The sequence below is a fragment of the Dolichospermum sp. LEGE 00246 genome (assembly GCF_015207865.1).
Taxonomy (GTDB): domain Bacteria; phylum Cyanobacteriota; class Cyanobacteriia; order Cyanobacteriales; family Nostocaceae; genus Dolichospermum; species Dolichospermum heterosporum.
Window position 1 is genome coordinate 1 of sequence record NZ_JADEWA010000289.1, and the last position, 6,978, is coordinate 6,978.

Consider the following 6,978-nt stretch of genomic DNA (forward strand, 5'->3'; position numbering starts at 1 on the left):
GTAATATTCACAAGATATAGTAGATTATTAATATTTTCAGGTGCAATTTCACATATGTGTTGGCGAATTGCCCATGCAAGATGATAGTCTTCTATGTTTATTCGTCTTTCTGCTTCTGTTTCCAAAACTTTTAGTAGTTCTGTTGTGTCAGTTTCATCTTCTGTTTCTGATAATGCCATCAACCAAGTTATTTGTGCTTCAGTTTCCTGGTCTTGAAGCAATAGCATTAATCCTAAATGCCAGTAGTGAGACTTAACATCTGGTTCTCTATCAATTGCTTTTTCATAAAGACTGGCAGCCAGCCCATATTTTTCCGCAATTAGGTATTTTTCTGCTTGCTTCTGCCAATCATTTAGATTTTCCTCAACAAAAGAATTTTTGGTATTCATAAAATAAATCTTGAATTAATTTACTATATTATAGCAGGGCTATTCTAAACAAAAATTAACCTTACAAACAAGAAACATTGTTCGTAAGGTTAATGCAAAAACTACACCATTATGTGGTAAAATTAGCTGATTAACTGGTTAAATATTACTTAATTAATTTACCACCAGTACAACCACCATCACCTGTAGAGTTAGCTAAGACAGTGGTGCCTGCTACGTCAACTGCATTCGTTTCGCATAGGAAAGCTAAACTGGTAACTTCATTGTTAGTACCTGCTGTTGCAAGATATACTTTACCACCATAGTTTTTCAAAGCGGTAACACTTGTAGCTGTCGAAGAACTGCTCAATGCCCAAGAAGCAACACCAGTACCGTTTGTTGCACTTGTGCTATAAGTATAGTTCTGGGTTGTAGTTTTAATACCAATACCTAGTGAATCAACAGTGGTTCCAAAGGAATCATTCTCTGTGTAGAAAGCTTGTTGACCTCTATTCATAGAACCAACATAGGTCTTAGATTCAGACTGTTTAGCTTTCTTAGCTTGGTTCAAGAAGGAGGGAAGAGCGATAGCGGACAGAATACCGATGATGATGATAACAACTAACAATTCAATCAGGGTGAAACCTTGATTATCTTTCTTTTTACCAAGAAGGTGTTGCAAGAATTTGGCTTTCAGTTCAGTTTTCATAGTAGTTTTCCCTGGTCGGAGTGTTGTTTGTTTCTTTATGCAAATAACTTACCCAGTTCTGATCAATTTCATATCACCCCACCAAAAAATATTTTTTCCTAGATATAAAAATGGATTAGAAAGCTTACATACAGGTGATTTCATCTGATTATGTTTATTCAATCAATCCAACCGTTGGCATTTATAAAGGTATCCAACCAGTGGGACAAGAGGCTAAATTCATTGTTTGCTCGGTCCCTTCACCAGCAGCAGGACTTTCACATAAAATAGTGATGGTAACTGATCCAATAGTACCATCTGGGCTGAGAATCGTATTTAAATAGGGGACTCCTGCATAGGATTTCAACGCTGGTTTCCTGGATATACCGTTATTTGTCACCACTGTGTTACTAGGAGCAATATTGCTTTTATATAAATAGTTCTCTGTTTGCTGTCGAATACCAACGCCTAATTCATCAATAGATTCAGTAAAGACTGTATTTTCTAGATAATAAGCTTGTTGACCGCGGTTCATTGCACCAACATATAGTTTAGATTCTACCTGTTTAGCTTTATTAGCCCGACTCAGTAAAGTGGGTAGGGCGATCGCAGATAAAATACCAATCATGAGTATAACTACAAGTAGTTCAATTAGGGTAAATCCCGTATTGCCTAGCTTTGGTGATAAAAAATAGCCTAAAAATTGCGTTCGGAAATGGCTTTTCATAGTATTTTTAATAGGTTAATTGAAAAAAGCGTGCTTTCACATAGATGCAAAAATAGGGCAATATCCACACTAATCTCAATTATTCCCAAATTTCTCAGGTTTGATATCTCTATGCAAAAAATATTTATACTCAGGTGGCTATAGTGTTTGGTAAGTAGTGAGACAGAATTAATTAATTTTGTCTCACTACTTATTTACAGTCATTGCGAGCGAAGGGAAGCAATCACAACCCTTGCGATTGCTTCATTTCACTTTGTTCCATTCGCAATGACATTATGTAATTAATTTTGCCTCACTACTTATTTACAGTCATTGCGAGCGAAGGGAAGCAATCACGACCCTTGGAATTGCTTCATTTCACTTCCTTCCATATTACTAACGCCACGTAACGCTAACGCAATGACAATTTACAGTCATTGCGAGCGAAGGGAAGCAATCACAACCCTTGCGATTGCTTCATTTCACTTTGTTCCATATGGCTAACGCCACGCTACGCTAACGCAATGACATTATGTAATTAATTTTGCCTCACTACTTATTTACAGTCATTGCGAGCGAAGGGAAGCAATCACGACCCTTGTAATTGCTTCATTTCACTTCCTTCCATATGGCTAACGCCACGCTGCGCTAACGCAATGACATTGTGTAATTAATTCTGTCCCACTGCTTAAGTAATTAACATTTGATACAGCAATCATGACTTTTTAACCACCCTCTTAGATTTTCCTCAAGAGTCGGAACTGGCGTACAATGCTGGAATTGACTAATATTAAGCCACACCAACTTAAAAACAGTATCTTATGCCAGCATTTTTATTAGAGGTCGGTACAGAAGAATTACCCGCAGGTTTTTTGAGTGATGCTATTGGACAATGGCGATCGCGCATTCCCGAAAGTCTCAAAACCCACAATCTCCCCGAAGCGGTTGTCGAAGTCTATGGAACACCCCGCCGGTTAGCAGTTCTGATTACAGGTTTACCTTCCCAGCAAGCAGACAGAGAAGAAGAAATCAAAGGACCACCCGCACAAGCAGCTTTTAAAGATGGACAACCCACTAAAGCCGCCATTGGTTTTGCGAGTAAGCAAGGTGTAGATATTTCCGCTTTAGAAATTCGTCCCACGGAAAAAGGCGATTTCGTCTTTGTCAACAAACAAATTCCCGGTCGTCCCATCGCCGATATTTTAACTGAACTTGTCCCCCAATGGGTCTGGAACTTAGAAGGCAAGCGGTTAATGCGGTGGGGACATGGTGACGGACGGTTTTCGCGCCCAATTCGCACTTTAGTCACATTGTTAGATGGGGAAATTCTACCACTACAATTAGAAAATGGGGCAAAAGTTGTTAAAAGCGATAGCGAAGCGCTGCTGCAAGCAGGTCGCCTTTCTCGCACCCATAGAGTCTTACACCCCCAACCCGTCAGCATTGACCACGCTACAGAATATGTCAAAACCTTGGCTTCTGGCTATGTAAATGTACTCCCAGAAGGCCGAGCCGAAATCATCACAAATCAAGTGCAAGCAGCAGCCGAAAAATTAGGCGGATATACCCCAATTTACCCCGACTTACTAGCAGAAGTTGTCAATTTAGTTGAATATCCTACAGCAGTTATCGGCCAATTTGAAGAGGAATTTCTCAACTTACCAAAAGAAGTAATTACCGAAGTCATGGTAAGTCATCAGCGTTATTTTCCCGTCTTCAAAAATGCTGATTGCCAGGAATTATTGCCCAATTTTATCACCATTAGTAACGGAGATCCAGCCAAAGCTGATATTATCGCCGTTGGTAATGCTAGAGTCATTCGAGCGCGGTTAGCTGACGGTAGATTTTTCTATGAAGCTGATTTAGCCAAACCCTTAGAAAGCTACTTACCCCAATTAGAAAAAGTCACCTTTCAAGAAGATTTAGGTTCAGTTCGTGCCAAAATCGCCAGAATAGTTAAAAATGCCGAAAGAATTACCACTCAACTACAATTAAATTCAGACCAAACCCAGAATATACAAAGAGCCGCATTACTTTGTAAAGCCGATTTAGTCACACAAATGGTCTATGAATTCCCAGAATTACAGGGAATTATGGGCGAAAAATACGCATTAGCCAATGGCGAAAATCCAGAAGTTGCAAAAGCCATCTTTGAGCATTATTTACCCAGAAATGCTGATGATATTTTTCCCCAAACTCTCACAGGGCAAATAGTTGGTTTAGGAGATAGATTAGATACCTTAGTGAGTATCTTTGGTTTAGGTTTAATTCCCACAGGTTCATCAGATCCTTTCGCCTTACGTCGCGCAGCAAATGCGATTGTTAATATTACCTGGTTGGCGAATTTACAAATTAATTTATCAACCCTTTTAGAAGAAATCGCCACAGATTTTGCTACAACTTTTAACAAAGATGCCAAATCCTTAATTAAAACCTTGCAAGAATTTTTTCTACAACGGATTCGCACCTTATTACAAGATGAAAAACAGATAGATTACGATTTGGTAAATGCAGTTTTGGGAGAAAATGATCCTGAATACACAGAACGAGCATTAACGGATTTATTAGATGTCCGCGATCGCGCTCTCTATTTACAACAAATCCGCAAAGATGGTACATTAGATAAAATCTACGAAACCGTCAACCGTTCCACCCGGTTAGCAGCCCAGGGAAATCTAGACTTTCAAACCCTAGAACCACAGTCTTTAATTAATCCCCAACTCTTCCAGAAAAAATCCGAATCTGCATTTTATAACGCTTTACTCGAATTAGTTCCTCAAACCCAAGCAGCACAACAAAACCGGGATTACCAACTATTAGTAACCGCACTAGCAAAAATTGCCCCCACCGTCAGTACATTTTTTGATGGTGAAGACAGCGTTCTAGTTATGGACGCAAATCCCGATATTAAGCAAAATCGCTTAAATTTACTGGGATTACTGCGAAATCACGCCCGTGTATTGGCGGACTTTGGCGCGATAGTCAAAAATTTGTAGCATAACGCAACAAAAATTGGTGTAATTTTTGCCAATTAACACTACAATAGGGAAGCTTAACCAGGGATGCTACATAGTCTATGCCAGAAGCGTTAATTATTGGATTCGGAAAATCCGGTGTTGCTGCGGCAAGATTGTTGAAACAGGAAGGCTGGGAGGTTGAACTTTGCGATAGTAGCACCTCCCCAACCCTCCTCGAACAACAACAACAACTCGCCAGCGAACACATTACCGTCAAATTAGGACACAAACCAGAATTCACCAACTCTGATATATCCAAATTAATAGTTCTCAGTCCCGGAGTTCCTTGGGATATTCCTATTTTAGCCAAAGCGCGAGAATTAGGCATAGAAACTATTGGCGAAATGGAACTAGCTTGGCGATATTTGCAAGATATTCCTTGGGTAGCAATCACCGGGACAAATGGTAAAACTACCACCACCGCTTTAACTGCTGCCATTTTCCAAACAGCGGGATTGAACGCCCCCGCCTGTGGTAACATTGGTCATGCTGCTTGCGAGGTAGCAATCCAAAATCCAAAATCTAAAATCCAAAATCGCCCTGATTGGATAATTGCTGAACTTAGTAGTTATCAAATCGAATCTTCCGTAACTTTAGCGCCCCGCATTGGGATTTGGACAACCTTCACCCCAGATCATTTAGCCCGACACAAAACATTAGAAAATTACTATAATATCAAAGCCAAATTATTACATAATTCCCAAATTCAAATATTTAATGGTGATGATACTTATTTGAGCAAATTAGGATTAACTCATTGGCCAAAAGCCTATTGGACAACCGTTAAAGGTGAAAAATTCCTAATCGGCGAAAAAGGCTTTTATATAGAAAATGGCTGGGTAATGGAAAAAATCACCCCCACACCCCAAGCCATTGTAGAGGTATCTGCATTGCGAATGGTAGGGGAACATAACCAGCAAAATCTGCTCATGTCCGTCGCCGCTGCTAGATTAGCAGGTATAGATATTACCGCCATTTCGCAAGCTGTGCGTGAATTCTCTGGCGTTCCCCACCGTTTAGAACATATCTGCAATTGGCAAGGAATTGATTTTATTAACGATAGCAAAGCCACCAACTACGACGCAGCCGAAGTAGGATTAGCATCTGTCCATAGTCCCGCCATTTTAATTGCTGGTGGCGAAGCCAAAGCTGGGGATGATACCACTTGGTTAGCCCAAATTCAAGCCAAAGCCGCCGCCGTTTTACTCATAGGTAACGCAGCACCGGCATTTGCGAAACGGCTGCAAGAGATGGGATATAGCAATTATCACATAGTTGAAACAATGGCAAACGCCGTATCCTTATCTGGGGAATTAGCCAAAAAATATCAAGCCTCTGTAGTATTATTATCTCCAGCTTGCGCTAGTTTTGACCAATATCCCAATTTTGAAATGCGGGGTGAAGACTTTCGGCAATTGTGCCAAAAATATCTAGTACCGTAGGTTGGGTTAAGCAAAGCGCAACCCAACATCAATCAAATTGATGTATACTAAACACGGGTGAGATTTAAACTTTTGCCAAATGACAAAAAGCCCAGATGTGTAGGGGTAAAGCAAGAGCTTCATTGGTGTCAACTTAAGGTAAAACCTGTAGCCCGCCTGGGAATGAATTCCCAGTCTAATAGCAGAAGTCATCTGAAGATGACTAAATAACCCGGAAATTTTTGAGTAAACTTTAAGTAGGTTGGCGTTGAAAATTGTCGTTATGGCAAGGCAAAAGGCAAGAGGCAAGAGTGAAGAGGGTTTGGGCGATTTTACATTTCTTTACACAGTTTGGTTTTATTGTGTTCACCTACTTAATTCATGTTGATTTAATATCAGGACTTACGCAAAATTTCTCTGTGTTCTCTGTGTTCTCTGTGGTTCATTATTCCGTAACTCGTGCGTAAGTCCTAAATATCACTAAAATTAATAACATTGACAGGTTACATATCACTTTTTTGTCAATTTGTCAATAGGAAATTTTTGCGATCGCTCAAATTAGATCATTTCTGAGCAAATTCATGGCTAAAATTGTCGAGGGAATAGCTATGAATTTTGTAAAGTTTTGTATTAGCCTGGGAAATTAATTTCTGAAACTACTGTCAATAAAGGGTTTGAGACTAGCATCTTCTGAAAGATCCAAAATTGACGACAATAACCCAATTATGAAATTCTCTGAAATTATAGCAGATCGCTGAAAGTATAGCAACCTCGTTGA

4 protein-coding genes and 1 pseudogene are annotated in these 6,978 nt (G+C 39.7%); 2 read left to right on the top strand and 3 right to left on the bottom strand.

The window, feature by feature from the left end:
- From IQ228_RS17535 to IQ228_RS17545, 3 genes and pseudogenes are all read right to left on the bottom strand, one after another.
- A pseudogene (locus IQ228_RS17535) lies at positions 1 to 389 on the bottom strand (O-linked N-acetylglucosamine transferase, SPINDLY family protein); the annotation flags it as partial.
- A gap of 145 nt (positions 390 to 534) precedes the next feature.
- A complete protein-coding gene (locus IQ228_RS17540; RefSeq protein ID WP_193963747.1) occupies positions 535 to 1,077 on the bottom strand; it encodes a type IV pilin-like G/H family protein in 543 nt (180 codons plus the stop codon).
- Between the two features lie 181 nt (positions 1,078 to 1,258).
- Positions 1,259 to 1,783, bottom strand: a complete 525-nt coding sequence (locus tag IQ228_RS17545; RefSeq protein ID WP_193963749.1) for a type IV pilin-like G/H family protein — start codon at positions 1,781 to 1,783, stop codon at positions 1,259 to 1,261.
- Between the two features lie 800 nt (positions 1,784 to 2,583).
- Here IQ228_RS17545 and glyS point away from each other — a divergent pair.
- Both glyS and murD read left to right on the top strand, forming a co-directional pair.
- Positions 2,584 to 4,758 (top strand): glycine--tRNA ligase subunit beta, encoded by a 2,175-nt coding sequence (gene glyS / locus IQ228_RS17550; protein ID WP_193963752.1) that lies wholly within the window; start codon positions 2,584 to 2,586, stop codon positions 4,756 to 4,758.
- A gap of 80 nt (positions 4,759 to 4,838) precedes the next feature.
- Complete coding sequence (gene murD, locus IQ228_RS17555) at positions 4,839 to 6,221, top strand: UDP-N-acetylmuramoyl-L-alanine--D-glutamate ligase (protein ID WP_193963754.1); 1,383 nt, start codon at positions 4,839 to 4,841, stop codon at positions 6,219 to 6,221.
- Positions 6,222 to 6,978: the final 757 nt, after the last annotated feature.